General features: G+C 63.0%; 14 protein-coding genes. 7 read left to right on the plus strand and 7 right to left on the minus strand.

Annotated elements, in window-relative coordinates; all coding sequences use genetic code 11:
* Positions 1 to 8 precede the first annotated feature (8 nt).
* From PcP3B5_RS31370 to PcP3B5_RS11375, 7 genes are all read right to left on the minus strand, one after another.
* Positions 9 to 419, minus strand: coding sequence for a hypothetical protein (locus PcP3B5_RS31370; RefSeq protein ID WP_145923882.1), 411 nt, complete (start codon positions 417 to 419; stop codon positions 9 to 11).
* Positions 420 to 567: 148 nt separating this feature from the next.
* Positions 568 to 963: a hypothetical protein gene (locus PcP3B5_RS11355; protein WP_043266808.1), complete on the minus strand. Its 396-nt coding sequence runs from the start codon at positions 961 to 963 to the stop codon at positions 568 to 570.
* A gap of 487 nt (positions 964 to 1,450) precedes the next feature.
* Complete coding sequence (locus PcP3B5_RS11360) at positions 1,451 to 2,716, minus strand: hypothetical protein (RefSeq protein ID WP_061561297.1); 1,266 nt, start codon at positions 2,714 to 2,716, stop codon at positions 1,451 to 1,453.
* A gap of 193 nt (positions 2,717 to 2,909) precedes the next feature.
* The gene (locus PcP3B5_RS32360) at positions 2,910 to 3,407 is read right to left on the minus strand and encodes a BRO-N domain-containing protein (RefSeq protein ID WP_061561298.1); all 498 of its coding nucleotides are present in this window, start codon (positions 3,405 to 3,407) and stop codon (positions 2,910 to 2,912) included.
* 667 nt (positions 3,408 to 4,074) lie between these two features.
* Positions 4,075 to 4,680 carry a hypothetical protein gene (locus PcP3B5_RS31385; protein ID WP_145923885.1) on the minus strand — a complete coding sequence of 202 codons (606 nt, stop codon included), beginning with the start codon at positions 4,678 to 4,680 and terminating at the stop codon, positions 4,075 to 4,077.
* 168 nt (positions 4,681 to 4,848) lie between these two features.
* Positions 4,849 to 6,003 (minus strand): catalase family protein, encoded by a 1,155-nt coding sequence (locus PcP3B5_RS11370; protein WP_061561299.1) that lies wholly within the window; start codon positions 6,001 to 6,003, stop codon positions 4,849 to 4,851.
* A 156-nt stretch (positions 6,004 to 6,159) separates the two neighbouring features.
* Positions 6,160 to 8,055, minus strand: a complete 1,896-nt coding sequence (locus tag PcP3B5_RS11375; protein ID WP_061561300.1) for a c-type cytochrome — start codon at positions 8,053 to 8,055, stop codon at positions 6,160 to 6,162.
* A gap of 196 nt (positions 8,056 to 8,251) precedes the next feature.
* Here PcP3B5_RS11375 and zapE point away from each other — a divergent pair, with 196 nt between their 5' ends.
* The 7 genes from zapE (at position 8,252) to PcP3B5_RS11410 (ending at position 18,081) form a co-directional block, all read left to right on the plus strand.
* On the plus strand, positions 8,252 to 9,322 hold the full coding sequence (gene zapE, locus PcP3B5_RS11380; RefSeq protein ID WP_061561301.1) for a cell division protein ZapE: 1,071 nt from the start codon (positions 8,252 to 8,254) through the stop codon (positions 9,320 to 9,322).
* A 238-nt stretch (positions 9,323 to 9,560) separates the two neighbouring features.
* The gene (locus tag PcP3B5_RS11385; protein ID WP_043266799.1) at positions 9,561 to 10,403 is read left to right on the plus strand and encodes an IclR family transcriptional regulator domain-containing protein; all 843 of its coding nucleotides are present in this window, start codon (positions 9,561 to 9,563) and stop codon (positions 10,401 to 10,403) included.
* A gap of 931 nt (positions 10,404 to 11,334) precedes the next feature.
* Positions 11,335 to 11,838, plus strand: a complete 504-nt coding sequence (locus PcP3B5_RS11390; RefSeq protein ID WP_009619284.1) for a GspH/FimT family pseudopilin — start codon at positions 11,335 to 11,337, stop codon at positions 11,836 to 11,838.
* A complete protein-coding gene (gene pilV, locus PcP3B5_RS11395) occupies positions 11,835 to 12,380 on the plus strand; it encodes a type IV pilus modification protein PilV (RefSeq protein ID WP_061561302.1) in 546 nt (181 codons plus the stop codon). Before PcP3B5_RS11390 ends, pilV begins: the two co-directional genes overlap by 4 nt.
* The gene (locus PcP3B5_RS11400) at positions 12,381 to 13,157 is read left to right on the plus strand and encodes a PilW family protein (protein ID WP_061561303.1); all 777 of its coding nucleotides are present in this window, start codon (positions 12,381 to 12,383) and stop codon (positions 13,155 to 13,157) included.
* Positions 13,154 to 13,690: a pilus assembly PilX family protein gene (locus PcP3B5_RS11405; RefSeq protein ID WP_061561304.1), complete on the plus strand. Its 537-nt coding sequence runs from the start codon at positions 13,154 to 13,156 to the stop codon at positions 13,688 to 13,690. The genes PcP3B5_RS11400 and PcP3B5_RS11405 overlap by 4 nt, the downstream gene beginning before the upstream one ends.
* 23 nt (positions 13,691 to 13,713) lie before the next feature.
* A complete protein-coding gene (locus tag PcP3B5_RS11410; protein ID WP_061561305.1) occupies positions 13,714 to 18,081 on the plus strand; it encodes a pilus assembly protein in 4,368 nt (1,455 codons plus the stop codon).
* The last annotated feature ends 4 nt before the right edge of the window (positions 18,082 to 18,085 follow it).

Raw genomic sequence — 18,085 nt, forward strand, 5'->3', positions numbered from 1 at the left:
GGCTCCCGCTACTTCACACCACTGAGCTTGAGCAGGCCGACAAGTAGAAACAACCATGCTGAACCCGCGAGCAGAAGGCTGCCTGAAATGAGCATGAGCCGCCTGATATCAGGTGGAAAATTACGTAGGTCTTCGGGGCTCAGATGGCCACGACGAATATTGATTCTTGTCAGTAGGAACATGAAACCCGCTGTGCTGGCGACCTGCATGCAGCGCGAGCGGAAACTGGAGCCCGCCCATATTCGGTTGTAATTATTGACGCCAGGACTATTGGGAAACGCAGCGAGGATTCGCTCATAGTGGCGGTGCGTTGTATAGGCCAGGACCGCTGCACCGGACAACAAGATCACGAAGGGTAAAAGAAGACAAGCAATTTGCACATCCAAGGGCCAGGATTCAAACCACATGCCGAAATTCATGGCTGGCTCCTTTCATATATTTTCCCCTGCAATCTCCCACGACCATTCGCCGCCTTTGCCTCCCAGCGTAACTTGTAGTTTCCGCCATCAGAAATTTCTAAGTGGTGAAGCTTTACGTACCGATGAGACCCGAACTGTATGGGGGCTGTTAGTTCACACCACTTAGCTTCAGTAGGGCGAGCATCAGGCCCAGCCAAGCCATTCCCACGATAACCATCCAGGTTGAAATCAGTAGGCGGCGCCTGAGTGCGGGCGGGAAGTTGCGCATGTCCTCCCTATCAAGAAGGCCTCGGCGAATACTCCTGTCGGGAAGCAGAAGGGCACCGCCGATGGAGCTGACCAGATGGCAGCGAGAGATAAGGTCTTGGCTACCCAAGATGAGACTTGTTCGTTTGGGTAGCTCGCTATTTGAAAGCGCTACCAGTATGCCCTTGAAGTCGCGGCTGCAAGCAATGTAGATGCCAAGAGCCATACCGGACAGGCTAACTAGGAATGGGCTGAGCATGAATGAAAATGCCCACCATGAATTCCAGAATTCGTTCATATTGTTGTTTGTAATATGTAAATTTGATTTGTGATTTCTGCAAAGCTCATCCTTCGGCCTGAAAGGATTTCAGTGCTTCAGGATGGATGGAGGGATGGTTAGCTAAATAATAGTGATCCCGTGATTATCCATGTCAGACTTATGCCAAGTAGCCAAGACGATAGAAGTGCTCTGAACTTAATATTTTGGGGGACGTTTAGTAGTTCTTCGTGCTCAAGCTCTCCGCGGCTCAGGTAGTACCGGGACATGAGTATTGCCCCGCATATTGTATTTAGCTGCATGTAGCGAGAGAGAAAGCCAGAGCCTTTCCAGATTATAGTCTGTCTTTTCACGTAGATGCTTTTTGGAAATACTGAGAGCAACGTTTCAAGATCGTGTCTGACCATGAAGAGAGTGATTAATTTTCCTGCTACCCCTATAGCGAAGGGCGTTAAGAAAAATGTTATCTGTAATAAGAATGGCCAATCGTCAAACCAGCTTTCAAAGCTCACTTCTTGTGGACTCCTTCATAGATTTTCTCTCCAGCCGTTTCACCAAATTTCTCACCGGTCGAGCCTGCTGCAAATGAGGCACCTCCAACTACAAGAACTACGCAAACAGCACCGCCAATTCCCGCAGAGCCGAGTCCAATCGCTGCGCAGATCGGTATGGCAGCAAAACGGCCAACCAGAGGAACGGCAATTGCGCCTCCTCCAAGTCCTCCTACGAAACTCCCTGTTTCAGTAAATCGCGCTCTTTCGCAAGCCTCGGACTCTCCAGCCCGACACACCTCCTGCACCTTCAACGCAGACGCAGTAGCCCCAAAGCCAATGCCGATATAGCCGCCGTACTTCAGATACCGCGCCGCCTTGGCCACCTCCTCGATGTGTGTGGCATAGCCAGGAATCTGCCCCGGCGCGCCGGAGCGGCTCCAGTGGTGGACCAGGCTGCGGGTGGAAATGCCCAGGTCACGGTGCAGCAGAGGGTGGTGGCCGAGGTTGAGCTGCTTGTTCATGAAGGTGGCCTTGAGCTGGGAGTCCAGGTGGGTGAGCAACTGTCGACGGCTGACGAAGAAGTTATGGCTGCGCAGGTGGCCGTGGGTGGCGAATTCGGTCTGATGCAAGTATTCGATGTCGCGCAGGGTTTCGCCGATCTGCCGCAGGCCCTTGTCCAGCACGTCCTTGGTCAGCCCCAGCGAGGTGCCGGCGCCGCCGAGGATGTTGGCGATCTCGGCCTGGTGCCTGACCATGAAATCCGCTTCCTCCTCGCTCAGCGGTTCCAGGGCCGTGCGTACTTGAGCGGCGGCGGCCATCAGCTCGGCTTCTTCGCGCAGGCAGGCGGTGGGGTTGAGCAGGTCGCCGATTACGAAGATTTCCCCGGCCTTGAAACCCTGGGCATGAGTGGGGTTGAGCGCCTTGAGGCGGCTGATGAGGTAGGAATGGGCCTTTTCGGGGAAGAGGTGCGCCAGCAACTGCTCGAAACTCATGCTGCGCTGCATGATATGGAAGCCGGGCTCCAGCTTGGCCGGGCGCTTGAACAGGCCGGGTGATGGCCGATCAACCTCGGGTACGCGTTCGGGCTTGGGCTCCCAGGCCACGAAGGAGGCGCCGCCGTTGTCCTGGCGGCGCTTGGGTGGTTCGGTGAAGCGGCTCCAGCCCTTGTCCGGTGCCCAACTGCGGTCGGTGTGCCAGTCGCTGGAAGGCTTCCAGTCGGGCTCAGGGGCCCAACTGCGGTCGAAAGGATAGGCGGCTGCTCGGAAATCATCCGCGCTCATGCTTGTTGCCCTGCTTGGCCGGGGTGAAGCGGGCCAAGCTAGACAAGCGATCGAGCCTTGAATGTCGGGCGGATTCCTAGGACTGAGCTAGGTGTTTGTGGGAATTTTCCGTTCGATCAGCATATATGGCGTCGGTAGCATTCAGGCTGGTGTGAGCATTAGCCCGCAATGGGCATCGCGCTCTGTATAAACCCTACCGCAACCGACGAGCCCACTCCCGCCAACCCGCCCGCGCTTCAGCAGACCCCCGCACCACCCGCGGCAACTCCGCCATGTTCACCCACAACTGCCCCTGCCAATCCAGCACCCGCACACCCTGCCGCCCCCAACTCAGGCACAACTGCCGCGGCCCGCCATCGCCGCCCTGACAACGCACCTCCGGCACCACCTGCGTACTGATCCAGCGCCGCAACCCACCCAGATCGGCATGGGCGAAATGGAACAACAACGCATAAGCACCGGACTCGCTGACCAGCAGCCGCTCCAGGCTGCCGCCATCGTCCAGGCGCAGCCACTGCGTGCACAACTGATCATCCTCCAGGCGCCTGGCCAGCCGCTCGCTGCTGGCATGGCCGATCAACCGGCGCAGATCGTCCAGCACGAACCAGACTTGGTCGTCGAGCAACAGGGCGCGGAGGGTGCGGTGCTTGTGGAAGAAATAGAGCGGGGTGGGGAGGGTGGATTCGTCCATGGGAGTGGTCCTTTTTCTAGTGAATTTAGGGCCGCGACCAGCCGCTGCTAATCGGATGGAGGCGGAACCGCACAGGGTTAGCAGACCGACCACTAGAAGCCGGCAGACCCGAAGGTCTCCCCATGCGGCCCGCCATAACGGATTTCTTTGGGCGAATGACATCACCGAAAGAACGCCTAGCGTTTCCGCTTCTAGTGAGTTCGGGCTGCTAAACCCGGCCCCGCCGTTTTCACGGGGCGAGTGGAGGGTAGGGACGATGGAGGGGAATGGTCAAGAGAAAATGTTGGTGTGTTATCTGCTGACACTTGGAGGTTCTGGATAAGGGGGCGGGATGGCGGTTAACGATCCATTTCGGCTGTCCAAAGCGCCCAAAGATAAGGGACTGATTCACGAAGTGGTTGAGAAAATAAAGTTTCGAGATGGTCCTTCTTCTTTGTTAAGTTTCAAAGTTGTGTAGTTGATCTTCTAAATATGGCTCTGGGTTGTTTAAGGTGGTTAAGTTTCTAACTTCGGATGCCTGGTTAGGAAAATGTGCATGCTGCTGGAGTTGTTTCTTTGGGTGCTGCTTCATATCGCAATTTTGATGGGGTGAATTTTTATGTCTGCCGTAAATCAGGGTTGATTGTATTTTTATTTATGGAGTTATATGATTTGGTTGTTTTCGAGGCTAAAGATTGAGTTTCTCAATCCACATATTTATTCCTTTTGTGTCGGGATGGAGTTTAGAGGAAATCTCTCCTCGAGATGGATCTTCCAGTACAACAATCTTGGCGCTCTTTGTCGACTTGTCTAGAGATATGTAGAGCAGCTTTGGAGGGCTTTCTGCGTTTTTGTGAATATGCCTTATGTGTGTTGCAATGCTGTTTGCCAAGGAGTGCCAGTTTTTGTTTTTGAATTCTGCTATTTCCTTTTTTGATTCTCTGGTATTAGGGTTTTCTAGTTGGTTTTTTGCAATCCTTTCAAGATATCTGTCTAGACCATTAAATATTGATGAAAGTTTTATCTCTAGTTTTTCTGCTGGGCCTTGGATGTAGGGTTTGATGCTTTTTGATATGCCATGGATATAGGCTTTTTTATTCGGATTGAGTTCGCCGTGCCAAAGAAGCTCAATTTCGGGGGATGCTTCGTTAGTGTTGTTTATTTTTATTTCATCTATGGCTTCGCTTATTAGGTTCTTTGCGAGGTTTAACTGTTCTTGGGAGATATTTTTGTTTCTGGATATATTTTCAAGTCTTGTTAGTATTTTTGCTAGCTTGTTTTCTCTGCTTTTCATTATCTTGGCCTTGGGCGTTGCATGATAATAGGGTGGATAAATGTATTTTTAGTATTTTGCCTACTTCCCGTTGAGATTGCAGGGGTTCATTATTAATTATGCAAGTTATAGGTCAGATTACAAGAATGTTATTTCATGCTCATTTTCTGAAGATTGATATATATCGTCTTATTCCCCTCCCACCCCATTCCTCTCATGCCGGTAAACACTCACCGCCTCATAAACCGCCTTCCTTAACCGGTTGATCCCGCCGATCGGCCGATGCTCCGGCAGGGCGTGCCAGGGATTGAAGGAAAGGTTGTCGCACATCAGGTTCTGGTCGCGGCTGTCGAAGTCCTGCGGGGGGATGCTGACCAGGGCGACGGTCTGGAAGGGGGAGTCCTTTTCTTTCCATTCCACGCTGGTGTCTTCGATGGGCATGTATTTGTTGGCGTCCTGTTTTTGCACTTGTAGCGCGAAGCAGGCCGGGACGCGGTCTATCGAGAGCTGCTGGTAGAGCGCGGTGCGCAGGAAGTTCGGCAGTTTTTCGTTGAGCTTGGGCAACTGGTAGTTGGGGCAGGCGCCTGGGGCGGGGACGGTGCGGAACTTGATGTTGTTCTGTTCGCCGAGCTTGTACGGGGCTATGCCGAAGTAGCTGGCCTGCAGCGGGCTGGCCGGGGCCGGGGCGAGGGTTTGCAGGGCGATCAGCAGGTGGCGGATTTCCCAGGTGTTGGGCTTCCAGCTGGGGAAGAAGGCGAGGATCTTCTGGCCGTTGGCCTGGGCGTTGAAGTTCTGCCGGTACTCGGCCACGTCGCGGACGAAGAACACCGGGTGGTTGAACATGACGAAGTCCTGCTCGCCGTCGTGGCCCTTGCCGGGCATCAGCTTGGCGCCGGGCACGTCGAGCAGCTTGATGGCCATGCCGCGGGCGTCGTTGGCGCTGTCCTGCTGCGGGTAGGCGTTGCCGTTGGAGAAGCGCACCCAGGCGTTCCACACCTTGCCCGGCTGGGTGAACACGCCCTGGCGCAGGTCGGCGGGCAGGTTGGGGTTGACGGTGACTTCGGCTTTCACGCAGCCGTGGGCCTTGGCGTGGGCGTCGCGTAGCACGCGGGTGTTGTCGCGGTGCTGTTCGACGATGCGGATGGCGTCTTCGATGATGGCCTGGGTCTGCTGGGCTTCGTCCGCCGGGATCTGTTCCTGGGTCGAGACCGGGCCGCTGAACTTGATGCTGTAGTACACCCAGCCGATGCCCAGGCCGACGAGGCCGAGCAGGGCCAGGCAGAGGATGGGCAGCGCCACCCATTTGCCGAGGAGGTTCCAGATCCGGGTGAGCACTGCGCGCATGGGGCGGTCCTTTGCGGGGGGCTTTCTTGGTTTTCTTCTGTGGGCTTCGTGTGTGCGGGGAGTTTTGCCCTCTCCCCAACCCTCTCCCTGAAGGGAGAGGGGGCTGTCCGGCGCGAGGCGGGGCTACTCCGTCAGCCGGTCAGCTCCGCTCGGGCATCACTCGCATTTCGGGCCTGGGGTCCAGGGTGGGGTGGGCTCGTCGGTCAGGCGGCTTTCGTAGGCCGGGTTGCCCAGCACCTTCAGGTATTCCACCAGCGCCCAGCGTTCGTCCGGGCTCAGGGCGCGGCCGATGGCGCCGTCCTTGCGGCAGCCGTCGCGGAATTCGTGGCCGCGGTTGCTGTTGCCGGTGACGCTGGTCTTGTACAGGAAGCCGCCGGGGAAGCGTTCGGTGCGGTAGCCGACGAATTTCGGGTCGAAGTCGAAGGTGCCGACGTAGAACTGGGTGTCGCGCTCGGCCACCGGCGAGAGCAGCTGGAACAGGTTGGGCACCGAGCCGTTGTGCAGGAACGGCGGGGTGGCCCAGATGCCGTCCAGCGGGCGGGCCTTGTAGGCGGTCAGTTCGCGCACGCCGATCTCCAGGCCGTAGCCGTTCATGCGCTTCTGTTCCTCGGGGCCGATGTTGGCGTTCTTGTAGGCGCGCTGCTCGACGTAGGCGGTGATGTAGGCCAGGCCCTTGGCGGCGGAGAGTTTGGACAGGTCCAGCGGCTGGCTGGGCGGCGGCATCAGCACCACGTTGAGTTTGTTCAGCTCGTCGAGCTGCCATTTCAGCGGGGTGAGGTCGTAGGTGTGGTTGGCGATGTTGTCCGCGGTGGTCGGGTCGGTGCCGATCACCGTGGTGGGGATCATGCTCATCTTCCATTCCGGGTCGCGTGCGGGGGCCAGGCGCTGGTCCGGTTCCACCACGTGGGGGCCGTGGCAGCGCTGGCAGTTCTCGCGGAACAGCGCGCGGCCCTGGGAGGCGCGCTTGAGGTCGATGGCGCCGAACACCTGCTCCGGCCAGGCCGGCGGCTTGAGGGTCTTGAGGCCTTCTTCCAGGGCATGCAGGTCCTGCACCCGCACGCTGGAGGCGTAGCGCGCGTCGCCCAGCACCGGCTGGCCGTCGGCGTCGAGCAGGCCGAGGGTGGCGCCCACGCCCAGGGCTTCGCCGATGTTGCGGGCCATGGGCTGCATGGCCGAGCCGTTCCACTGCACCCAGTCGAACTTCCAGATGTCCCACAGCTGCGGGTAGTTCACCGGGGCGTTGGCCACGCGGTAGTTGTCGGCGCTGATGTGGTCGCCGAACACGCCGTTGGCGATGCGCCCGAAGGCGTCGGCGCGGCCGGGGCCTTCTTCGGTGGGGTAGAGGCGCCGGCGGGTGTCGTTCCAGGCGGTGCCCAGCAGGGTGCCGAGCACGTCCTTGAAGCCGGCGCGCAGTTCGGCCTTGGCTTCCTTATCGGGGTTCTTGCCCAGCACGTCTTCGGCGAAGCGGTCGAACTTCCAGGGATTGATGTAGGTGAACAGCATGCTCATGCCCAGCGCCTGGCCGAAGGCGCCGCCGCGCACGGTGGGCACGGTGGAGGCGATGGAGTGCATGGCCGCGCCGCCGTCGATGCGCACGGCCTGGCCGTTGTAGCGCAGCTCGCCGGTGTGGCAGGCGGAGCAGGTGATGTCGAGGTATTCCGGGCCGTTCTCGCCGTTGCGATGGCGGGCGAAGCCCACCGGCAGGTTGCCGGGGTTGTTCGGGTCGAGCTTGCGCTCCTTCGCCGGCTTGAGCTGCTCGGGGTCGATGAGGAAGCCGTAGCGGGCGAGGTTGGCCGGGGCGGCGAATTTCTCGCTGGAGAAGGGCTGGCGCAGGTGGATGAACCAGTCGTAGAGCAGGCCCTTCACCTGGGTGCCCTGGGGCGTGTAGTAGTAGTGCTCGCGGGCCTGCTGGTCCCATTGCGGGAGGAGGTTGAGCTTGTCCGGCGCGGTGTACTGCGGCACGTTGGGATGGGCGACGTACCACAGCAGCACGCCACCCACGAGCAGGAGCAATAGGACGATAGCGAGTATGATCCGTCCGATTATGCGCATCGCAACTTCCTTGTTTCTTGAGGCCCGGGGCCATCGTTATGCCAATACCGGCACCGGTTGGCAAGGTGATGCCGCACACAAGCCAGGGTTTTTGCCTGCCACCATGCACCCCGTAGCAGGCACAGGCCAGGTCCGTCCGCGGTTTATCCGCCGTTTTGCAAGGGACATCACTGTCGGTGATGTCGAAAGGTGTGTCTTGAGTTCCAACCATTCCCTCGACGACGAATCGGTGGCCACGCGGGTGCTGCGGCACTTCCGCGTGGCCCTGGACGAGCGCGGCTACAGCGCCGACGGCTCGCAGCAGTCGGCCATCGAGCACCTGGCCGACTGGCTGGACGGCTTCCTCGGCGGCCGCCGCTCCTGGCTGCGCAAGCCGCCCGCGGGCGTGTACCTGTGGGGCAGCGTCGGCCGCGGCAAGAGCTTCGTGATGGACTGCTTCTATGCCGCGGCGCCGCTGCAGGCCAAGCGCCGCGTGCACTTCCACGCCTTCCTGCAGGAGCTGCAGCAACGCATGATGGCCTTCGCCGGCCAGGCTGACCCGCTGGCGCGGGCCGCCCGCGACATAGCCGCGCAGACTCGGCTGCTGTGCTTCGACGAGTTCCACGTGCACGACATCGGCGACGCCATGCTGCTCGGGCGCATGCTCAAGGTGCTGGTGGAGGAGGGCGTGGGCATGGTCTGCACCTCCAACTACGAGCCTGACGGCCTGTGCCCCAACCCGCTGTACCGCGAGCGCTTCCGCCCGGCCATCGAGCTGATCGAGAAGCGCTTCGACGTGGTGCCGCTGGACGGCGGCGAGGACTACCGCCTGCGCGCCACGCCCCTGGAGAACTGGGGCAGCTACCTGTGGCCGGCGCGCGCCGACGACCTGGATCTGATCGGCCAGCGCCTGGGCCTGGACGAGCAGGCGCAGTTCGACCAGGTGCTGGACGTCAACCACCACCCGCTGCGCATCCACGCCCTGGAGGAGGGCCGCGCCTGGCTCGACTTCAGCGAGCTGTTCGAACGCCCGCGCTCGGCGGCCGACTACCTGTGGCTGATCGAGCACTTCCCGCGCATGGCGGTCAGCGGCCTGGGCCCGCTGGGCGACTACCCGCCGGACGTGAGCATGCGCTTCCTCAACTTCATCGACATCGCCTACGACCGCCAGCTGCGCCTGCAGCTGTTCGCCAGCGTGTCGCTGGAGCGCCTGGCCGAAGGTGGCACCGCCATCGATTTCGGGCGGACCCTGAGCCGCTTGCGGCAGTTGAAGCTGGAGCCGTTGTAGGGGAAGCGGGCCCGGCTTCGGCTGGGCGGGTGTGCCTGGTGTATCGGCGCACAGGTCGATCATGACGTAGGGCGAATAACCGTTCGCGGTTATCCGCCGCCTGACCTTGGCATGACCCACCTCGGGCTCGGCCTGGACTGCCCCTCTGTAGGTGTGGGCGATTATCGCCCCATTTCATTTGCGATTATCGCCCGACGCTTCGATAATCGGCCGAATCCGCCGCCAACAGGACCTCGCCATGACCGACGAACATTCCGCCAGCCAGGCCACCCTGGCCCCGCCCATCGTCGCTTCGCCGGCCAAGCGCATCGAGGCCTTCACCGGCGACCCCAACTTCATGACCTCGCTGGCCCGCGGCCTGGCGGTGATCCATGCGTTCCAGGAGCGCAAGCGCCACCTGACCATCGCCCAGGTCAGCCACCGCACCGAGATTCCCCGCGCTGCCGTGCGCCGTTGCCTGCACACGCTGATGAAGCTGGGCTACGTGACCACCGACGGGCGCACCTATTCGCTGCTGCCCAAGGTGCTGACCCTCGGCCACGCCTACCTGTCCTCGACGCCGCTGGCGGTCACCGCGCAGCCGCTGCTGGACCGCGTCAGCGAGCAACTGCGCGAGGCCTGCTCCATGGCCACCCTGGAGGGCGACGAGATTCTCTACATCGCCCGCTCGGCCACGCCGCAACGGCTGATCTCGGTAGACCTCAGCGTAGGCAGCCGGCTGCCGGCCTACTGCACGTCCATGGGCCGCATCCTCCTGGCCGGGCTCGACGACCAGGCCCTGGAGGACTACCTGGCCCACGCCGACCTGCAGGTGAAGACCAGCCGCACGGTGTGTACCCCGGAGGGCCTGCGCGCGAGCATCGCCGAGATCCGCCGGCAGGGCTGGGTGATCATCGACCAGGAGCTGGAGATGGGCCTGCGCTCGGTGGCGGTGCCGCTGAAGGATTCCGCCGGCCAAGTGCTGGCGGCGCTGAACGTCGGCACCCACGTCGGCCGGGTGTCGCGCCAGGAGCTGGAGACGCGCTTCCTGCCGGTGCTGCTGGAGGCCAGCCGGGAGCTGAGCACGCGGCTGTTCCACTGAGCACCAGGGTTGTGGTCGATAACCGCCCGCAATGGCGATTATCGAATTGAAGCTCTGACAGGCAATTCGTACTGTGGGCCGTCCGCCCGCGAGGGCATCGAATAACAACAATGAGTGACGGCCGCGATCGCCAGCGCGGCGGTGGTGATGATGGGTATCGCTTCGCTCAACCCATCCTACGACGGTGTTCCGCCACCCGTAGGGCGGATAACGCCTAAGGCGTTATCCGCCGTTTGGCCTTGACTCCCAGAGACTCCAGGGTTGGTCCGGGCGTTGGTCGTGGCCTCGGTGTATCGGCGGATAACCGCGAACGGTTATTCGCCCTACGCTCCCGGGAGGCTCCGTCGCAGGAGCGACTGTCTTGCCGGCTGCGCCGAGGCGCTTTTCGTAGGATGGGTTGAGCCTTGGCGAAACCCATTCGGTCGTGGTGATGGGTATCGCTTCGCTCAACCCATCCTACGACGGTGTTTCCCCACCCGTAGGGCGCATAACGCCTAAGGCGTTATCCGCCGTTTGGCCTTGACTCCCAGAGACTCCAGGGTTGGTCCGGGCGTTGGTCATGGCCTCGGTGTATCGGCGGATAACCGCGAACGGTTATTCGCCCTACGCTCCCGGGCGGCTCCGTCGCAGGGGCGACTGTCTTGCCGGCTGCGCCGAGGCGCTTTTCGTAGGATGGGTTGAGCCTTGGCGAAACCCATGCGGTCGTCAGCCCCGGCAAACCCCCTTCGCGAGCAAGCTCGCTCCTACGAAGAGCCGCCCCGAAAAACGACAACAGACGAGCGGTCACCCCCCACCTGCGAGCGGTAGCGAATGTATCGCCGATGAAAAATTAAGGACACATCCCGCCGCTAACGCCGGCTCGACAATAGGCCCATCGCATCCCGGCCCTCGGCCGGGGTTTCACGCAACTGTCGTTCGAGCGGTTCGGGCCATGAGCTTTGTCATTCACCCGCGCAGACCTGTACCCAGGGAGGGGGCCGGCGGTCAGCGTGCCTTCACCCTGATCGAGTTGATGGTGGTAGTCGCCCTGGTGGCGATCTTTGCCAGCATCGCCGTGCCGGCCTTCGGTTCGCTGATCGAGTCCAGCCGGGTGAAGTCCTCCGCCTCGGCGCTCTATCGTCTGCTCCAGGCCGCCCGCGCCGATGCCGTGAGCACGCGCACCGCCACCAGCCTGTGCCAGAACGGCAGCGCCTACGAGTGGCTGCTGGTGCGCGCCGGCAGTTGCGCCTCGCTCGATTCCAGCCTGGTGTCGCAGCGCCTCAGCCTGCCCACCAGCATCGGTATCAGCAGCAGCGTCAGCGCACTGACCTTCCATGCCGACGGCAGCGCCGCGGTGGCCAGCCTGAGCCTCAGCGGCAGCAAGAGCGGCAGCAGCTACAGCATCAAGGTCGCCGCTTCGGGCTACATGAGCTTTGGCTCGGGGAGCAGCCAATGACGCGCCGTGGCCTGGCCGGCTTCAGCCTGATCGAAGTGCTGGTGGCGCTGCTGGTGATCTGCGTCGGCGTGCTGGGCATGCTCGCCATGCAGGGCAGGGCGATCGCCTATTCCCAGGACATGGCGGTGCGCGGCACGGCGGCGGCGCTGGCCGACGAGCTGATGGAGACCATCCGCACCGACCTCTATTCCACCCAGGACGCCGGCACGCCGCTGACCCCGCCGGCCAGCTCCGACTACTACAAGGCCACCGGCAGAGCCTTCCCCGCAGCACCGAGCAGTTGTGCCTCGCTCGCTTCGCTGAGCGCCTCGCAGCGCCTGGGCTGCTGGGCGCAGCGGGTGCAGCAGGCGCTGCCCGATGCCGCCAGCCTGATGAGCAGCGACTTCCACATCTGCCGCAGCAACGGCGCCAGCACCTGCAGCGGCACCGGCTCGGCCATCGAAATCCAGCTGGCCTGGCGGGTGAAGTCCGGCGAGTGCCTGGAGGCCAGCCCCGGCAGCGACCCGACCATCTGCCACTACGTGCTGCGCGAGGAGCCCTGAATGCCCGCCCATTCCCGCCGCCAGGCCGGCCTCTCGCTGGTCGAGCTGATGGTGGCCATGACCCTCGGCCTGTTCCTGATACTGGGCGTCACCCAGATGTACCTCGACGGCAGCACCCGCACCCGCTACTTCGCCGGCCAGTCCGAGAACCTCGACAACGCCCGCTACCTGCAGCAGGTACTGGACGCGCGCCTGTCCCGGGCCGGCTACCGGCGCCAGCCGTCGGCGCGCATGAGCACCGCCTTCCCGGCGCAGAGCAAGAACGGCTGCAGCTTCGCCGCCGGCCAGGCGCTGGTGCGGGTGGACGCCAACACCCTGTGCCTGCGCTACCAGCCGCGCGACGCCGCCGACACCGACTGCACCGGCGCCTCCCTGGCCAGCCTGCCGGGGCTGACCACGCCCTACGCGACCTTCAGCCCGAGCAACGACGTGGTGGAGAAGATCGGCCTGACCAGCGGCCAGCTCAGCTGCAACGGCAGCGTGCTGGCCGACAACGTGGCGGCGGTGCACTTCGACTACGGCGTGGACACCGGCACCGACGAGAACGCCCGCCAGGTCGCCAGGTACGTCGCCAGCCCGGGCAGCGCGCAGACCGTGCGCAGCCTGCGCTACACGCTGCTGCTAGCCAGCAGCGAGAGCAACCTGACCGGCGGTATGAGCACCACCACCTGCGCCAACTGGACGACCCTGAGCGGCGGCAGCGCCTGCACCGACGGCGACGGCACCCTGCGGCGCATCGTCAGCGGCAGCAGCATGTTGAGGAACCTGATGCCATGACTATTTCCGTGCACGGGCGGCAGCGCGGCGCCGTGCTGTTCGTCGCCCTGGTGATGCTGCTGGTGCTGACCCTGCTGGCGGTCGGCGGCATGCGCGAGATGCAGCTGGAAGGGCGGATGACCGGCAACCGCCTGGAGCTGCAGCGGCTGACCAGCGCCGCCGAGTCGGCCCTGCGCGAAGGCGAGGGCAGGGTGAGCCAGAGCAGCCGCGCGCTGGAGGCCTGCTCGTCGTCCAGCCCCTGCTACACCGGCCTGGCCAGCAGCTATGCCGCGGACTTCTCCGGCGCCACGGCCTACACCGGGCTGGACGGCGCCACCAGCCTGCCGCGCAACGCGCGCTGGTACCTGCGCTACATCGGCAACAGCTGCAAGGGCGGCTCCGGCGGCAGCGCCAACGCCTACCTGTCCAAGGGCCAGTCCGGCTGCACCTATTACTACGAAGTCAACGCCCAGGCCTACAAGGACAGCGCCAGCACCGGCTGCGCCGCCAATACCCTGTGCCTGCGCTCCAGCACCGCGCTGGTGATCCCATGAGGCCCGCAAGGAGGCTCCCCGCCATGAAACCGCTGCGCATGCTGGCGCTGTTCCTGCTGTCCTGCCTGCTGTCCTGCCTGCTGTGCGCCGGCGCCCGGGCCTCGGTGCTGGCGCAGACGCCGCTGTTCGTCAGCAACATCGCCCCGCCGATGAACATGCTGGTGGTCGGCCGCGACCAGAAGCTCTACTTCCCGGCCTACAACGACGCCTCGGACATCGACGGCGACGGCCAACTGGACATCTACTACAAACCGAGCATCGACTACACCGGCTATTTCGACTCGTACAAGTGCTATTCCTACGACGACAGCAACGGTGTGTTCGTTCCTGCATCCACAACCAGCACCAAGAAGTGCAGCGGGAAGTGGAGCGGCGACTTCCTCAACTACCTGACCATGTCGCGCATCGACGTGCTGCGCAAGGTGCTCTACGGCGGCTATCGCTACGAGGACACCACCAGCAGCACCGTACTGGAGCGCCAGTTCATCCCCAACGATGCCCACACCTGGGGCAAGGAGTACCTGAGCGTTGCCCGCGACGGCTATAACATCGCCGACTACTCGCCCCTCACCGCACCCAGCAACGGCAAGTACATCCTCTTCGCTAACACCTCCCGGCCGAGCAGCGGCAACACCATCACCAGCTACACCGACGGCGCAGTGCCCAAGCTGCGCATCATCAACAGCACCCAGCAGGGCAGTAACAACTACCGCATCTGGGGCTGGGTGTCGCGGGAGGTGGCCCAGGGCACCAACGCCATCACCAGTGCCGACACCAGCCGCACCGACACCAGCATCACGCCACAGTACGACCTGACGGTACGGGTGAAGGTTTGCGTCAGCGGGCTGCTGGAAAGCAATTGCACCGCTTATGGCAGCAGCAACAAGCCCACAGGCCTGCTGCATGACTATGCCGCCTCGAACAAGATGTACTTCGGCCTGCTCACTGGCACCTACACCAACAACCTGCAGGGCGGCGCCCTGCGCCGGGCGCCCACCAGCAGTTTCACCAGCGAGTACGACAGTTCCGGACGGTTCCTTACCAGTAGCGCGTCCAACAACAACAGCAAACGTACCTACGTCGACGGCAGTGGCATCGTCGCCAACCTTGACCGCCTGATCTACACCGACGTCTGCAGCAGCGCCTATAAGGCGACGTTCTCCAACGGCGACTGCCTCGACTGGGGCAACCCCCTGGGGGAAATGGCCTATGAGGCGTTGCGCTACTACGCGGGCCTGACGCCGTTCTCGTCCTATGCGTCCGGCAGCAAGGACACCAGCCTGGGGCTGACCAGCCTGAGTAGTTGGAGCAACCCGTACAACACCTATCCGTACTGCACCAAGCCCTATATGACGCTGGTCAGCGACGTGAACCCCAGCTACGACTCCGACGTGCCCGGCGGCACCCTGGGTAGCAGTCCGATCCCCTCGGAAAAGATCAACGGCTTTACCTTCGACTTCAGCAAAATAGGCGCGACGCTCTGGAACGCGGAGATCGGCAAGAGCGTTTCGGTGAACATCGGCCAGTCCGGCAGCACCAGCGATTCCGCACCGACGGCGAAGACCGCCAGCAGCTTCTCGACCATTCGCGGGCTGCCCGAGGAGCCTACCCGGCAGGGTAGCTATAGCACCGCCGCAGTCACTTATTTCGGCAGCCAGAACGGCCTCTCCGCCACCGGTTCGCACCCGGTGCAGTCGTTCTCCGTGGCGTTGTCTTCGACGTTGCCGAACATCCAGGTGCCGGTGAACTCCAGTACCGTGACCTTCAAGCCCTACGGGATGGTGGCCGATTCCAGCGGCATTGTGATGCAGATCACCGGCTTCTATATCGACAGCATGGCCAATACCTCCAGCGCCAACCTGGACTCGTCGATCAATGGCGGGCGGCCCTACTACAAGTTCCGCGTGGTGTACGACGACGCCGGGCAGAACGCCGACTTCGACATGGACTCCATCATCCTTTACACCGTCCAACTGGGCGCCGACGGGCGCGTGTCGGTCACCAGCGAAAACGAGTATTCGGTATCCGGTTCCGAGTCGCACATGGGCTACACCATTGCCGGTACCACCAAGGATGGCATCTACCTGGAGGTTGCCGGTGGCGTGGGGGGGACCAGCGGCACGGCGAGTTCTACACCAACGCGCTTCAAGTTCGACACGCCCGAGGGCACCGATGCCGGCGGCTGCGTGAGCAACACCAACAGCTGTTCGCGGCTGCCCGGGCGCTCGGGCGGGAACAAGGCGCTGAGCGCCGGCTCCTCGCACACCCGCTACTTCACCGCCAGCAGCTCCACCGCCGTCACCACCCTGCAGGACCCCCTGTGGTACGCCGCCAAGTACGGCAAGAGCGACCTCAGCACCTGGGATACCGACGGCGACGGCACCCCGGACAACTACTTCCTGGTGAGCAACCCGAGCAAGCTGGCCAGCCAGCTGAAGTCGGCCTTCGACGACATCCTCCAGCTCAACGCGTCGGTCACCGCGGTGGCGGTGGACTCGCAGTCGCTGGACGACGGCGACTACGTCTACAGCACCAACTTCAGCTCCAGCGACTGGACCGGCGACCTGATCAAGAAGCAGAAGATCAAGACCACCTCCAGCAGCGGCGCCACCAGCACGACCACTACCACCCTGTGGAAGGCCTCGGCGCAGTTGCCCAGCAGCCGCAACATCTACTTCGCCAAGAACGGCAGCCTGACCTCGTTCACCTGGGCCAACCTCAGCAGCGCCCAGCAGACCGCGCTCAACCGCACCGCCGCCGGCGTGGTCGACAGCAAGGGCTCGACCCGCGTGGACTTCCTGCGCGGCAGCAACACCAGCTTCCGCAGCCGTTCCTCGCTGCTCGGCGACATCGTCAACTCCTCGCCGGTGCTGGTCAGCGGCGCCGACTACATCACCGCACGGGCCGACGCCCTGGAAGGCAGCACCAGCTACGCCGCCTACGCCAGCGAGCAGGCCGCCAAGCCGGCGGCGGTCTACGTCGGCGCCAACGACGGCATGTTGCACGCCTTCAACGCCAGCACCGGGGCCGAGCTGTTCGCCTTCATCCCCAGCGCGGTGATCGCCAACCTGAACATCCTCACCGCCAGCGACTACGGCCAGGACGAAGGCACCGAGCACCGCTACTTCGTCGACGGCACCCCGGTGGTGGCCGACGTCTACTACGGCTCGGCCTGGCACAAGGTGCTGCTCGGCAGCCTCGGCGCCGGCGGCCGCGAGGTGTTCGCCTTGGACATCACCGACCCGGCCTCGCCGAGCCTGCTCTGGGAGTTCACCAGCGACAACGACGCCAGCCTCGGCTACACCGCCGCCAAGCCCAGCATCGCCCGCCTGCACGACGGCAAGTGGGTGGCCCTGGTGCCCAACGGCTACGAAAGCGGCAGCAACAGCGCCTCGCTGCTGATCATCGACATCCAGAGCGGCGCCCTGCTGAAGAAGATCACCGCCACCCCCAGCCTGACCACCACCGACACTGGCGCGCTCGACAGCCTGGCCAACGGCCTGTCGCGGCTCTACGTAGCCGACGTGAACAGCGACGGCATCGCCGACTACGCCTACGCCGGCGACCTGCTGGGCGACCTCTGGCGCTTCGACCTGATCGACACCAGCGCCAGCAGCCCGCTCACCGCCAGCGCCGCCGACGCCAAATTCGCCGTGGCCTTCGGCGGCAACCCGCTGTACGTGGCGCGCAACGCCAGCAACGTGCGCCAGCCGATCACCGCGGCGCCGAGCCTGGTCGAACACCCCAGCGGCACCGGCTACATCGTCGCCTTCGGCACTGGCCGCTACCTGACCACCTCGGACAAGACCTCCACCGCCACCCAGAGCGTCTACGGCATCTGGGACCGCAAGACCGCCGGCGAGGCCACCAGCGCCTCGCTGACCGCGGCCAGGACGCGCAGCGACCTGCAACAGCAGACGCTGACCGCCGGCACCACCGACGGCACCACCACCTATACCCTGAGCGAGAGCGACGTCGCCTGGTACGACAGCAGCGGCAACACCGCCGACGCCAACGTCGCCACCTGGGGCTGGTACTTCGACTTCCCGCGCACTGGCGAGCGGCTGATCTACGACATGACGCTGTACGGCTCCAGCCTGATCTTCGCCAGCTCCACGCCGCAGACCGGCACCTGCGCCGCGGGGTTGTCCGGCACCGTCTACGCGGTGGACCCGGAGAGCGGCGGCAAGACCGACTACAACGTCTTCGACCTGAACAGCGACGGCACCTACGAGTCGATATCCGGCTTCGTCACCGACGGCGGCGACATCACCCTGTCCGGCGGCTACACCTGGGGCAACTCCGAAAATACCCTCGACGGCGTGGCCACCAACACCGGCACGGTCAGCGGCCGGCGCAGCTGGCAGGTACTGCCGAGCGATTCCAACTGAAAGG

The sequence above is a fragment of the Pseudomonas citronellolis genome, from assembly GCF_001586155.1.
In the GTDB taxonomy this organism is placed as follows: Bacteria; Pseudomonadota; Gammaproteobacteria; order Pseudomonadales; family Pseudomonadaceae; genus Pseudomonas; species Pseudomonas citronellolis.

What these genes read in the sequence shown, in the direction of transcription:
- PcP3B5_RS32360 (WP_061561298.1), bottom strand. Translation starts at nt 3,407, where the DNA reads ATGGACGAATCCACCCTCCCCACCCCGCTCTATTTCTTCCACAAGCAC.
- PcP3B5_RS11410 (WP_061561305.1), top strand. Translation starts at nt 13,714, where the DNA reads ATGAAACCGCTGCGCATGCTGGCGCTGTTCCTGCTGTCCTGCCTGCTG.
- PcP3B5_RS31370 (WP_145923882.1), bottom strand. Translation starts at nt 419, where the DNA reads ATGAATTTCGGCATGTGGTTTGAATCCTGGCCCTTGGATGTGCAAATT.
- PcP3B5_RS11360 (WP_061561297.1), bottom strand. Translation starts at nt 2,716, where the DNA reads ATGAGCGCGGATGATTTCCGAGCAGCCGCCTATCCTTTCGACCGCAGT.
- PcP3B5_RS11400 (WP_061561303.1), top strand. Translation starts at nt 12,381, where the DNA reads ATGCCCGCCCATTCCCGCCGCCAGGCCGGCCTCTCGCTGGTCGAGCTG.
- PcP3B5_RS11370 (WP_061561299.1), bottom strand. Translation starts at nt 6,003, where the DNA reads ATGCGCGCAGTGCTCACCCGGATCTGGAACCTCCTCGGCAAATGGGTG.
- pilV (WP_061561302.1), top strand. Translation starts at nt 11,835, where the DNA reads ATGACGCGCCGTGGCCTGGCCGGCTTCAGCCTGATCGAAGTGCTGGTG.
- PcP3B5_RS31385 (WP_145923885.1), bottom strand. Translation starts at nt 4,680, where the DNA reads ATGAAAAGCAGAGAAAACAAGCTAGCAAAAATACTAACAAGACTTGAA.
- PcP3B5_RS11385 (WP_043266799.1), top strand. Translation starts at nt 9,561, where the DNA reads ATGACCGACGAACATTCCGCCAGCCAGGCCACCCTGGCCCCGCCCATC.
- PcP3B5_RS11405 (WP_061561304.1), top strand. Translation starts at nt 13,154, where the DNA reads ATGACTATTTCCGTGCACGGGCGGCAGCGCGGCGCCGTGCTGTTCGTC.
- PcP3B5_RS11355 (WP_043266808.1), bottom strand. Translation starts at nt 963, where the DNA reads ATGAACGAATTCTGGAATTCATGGTGGGCATTTTCATTCATGCTCAGC.
- PcP3B5_RS11375 (WP_061561300.1), bottom strand. Translation starts at nt 8,055, where the DNA reads ATGCGCATAATCGGACGGATCATACTCGCTATCGTCCTATTGCTCCTG.
- PcP3B5_RS11390 (WP_009619284.1), top strand. Translation starts at nt 11,335, where the DNA reads ATGAGCTTTGTCATTCACCCGCGCAGACCTGTACCCAGGGAGGGGGCC.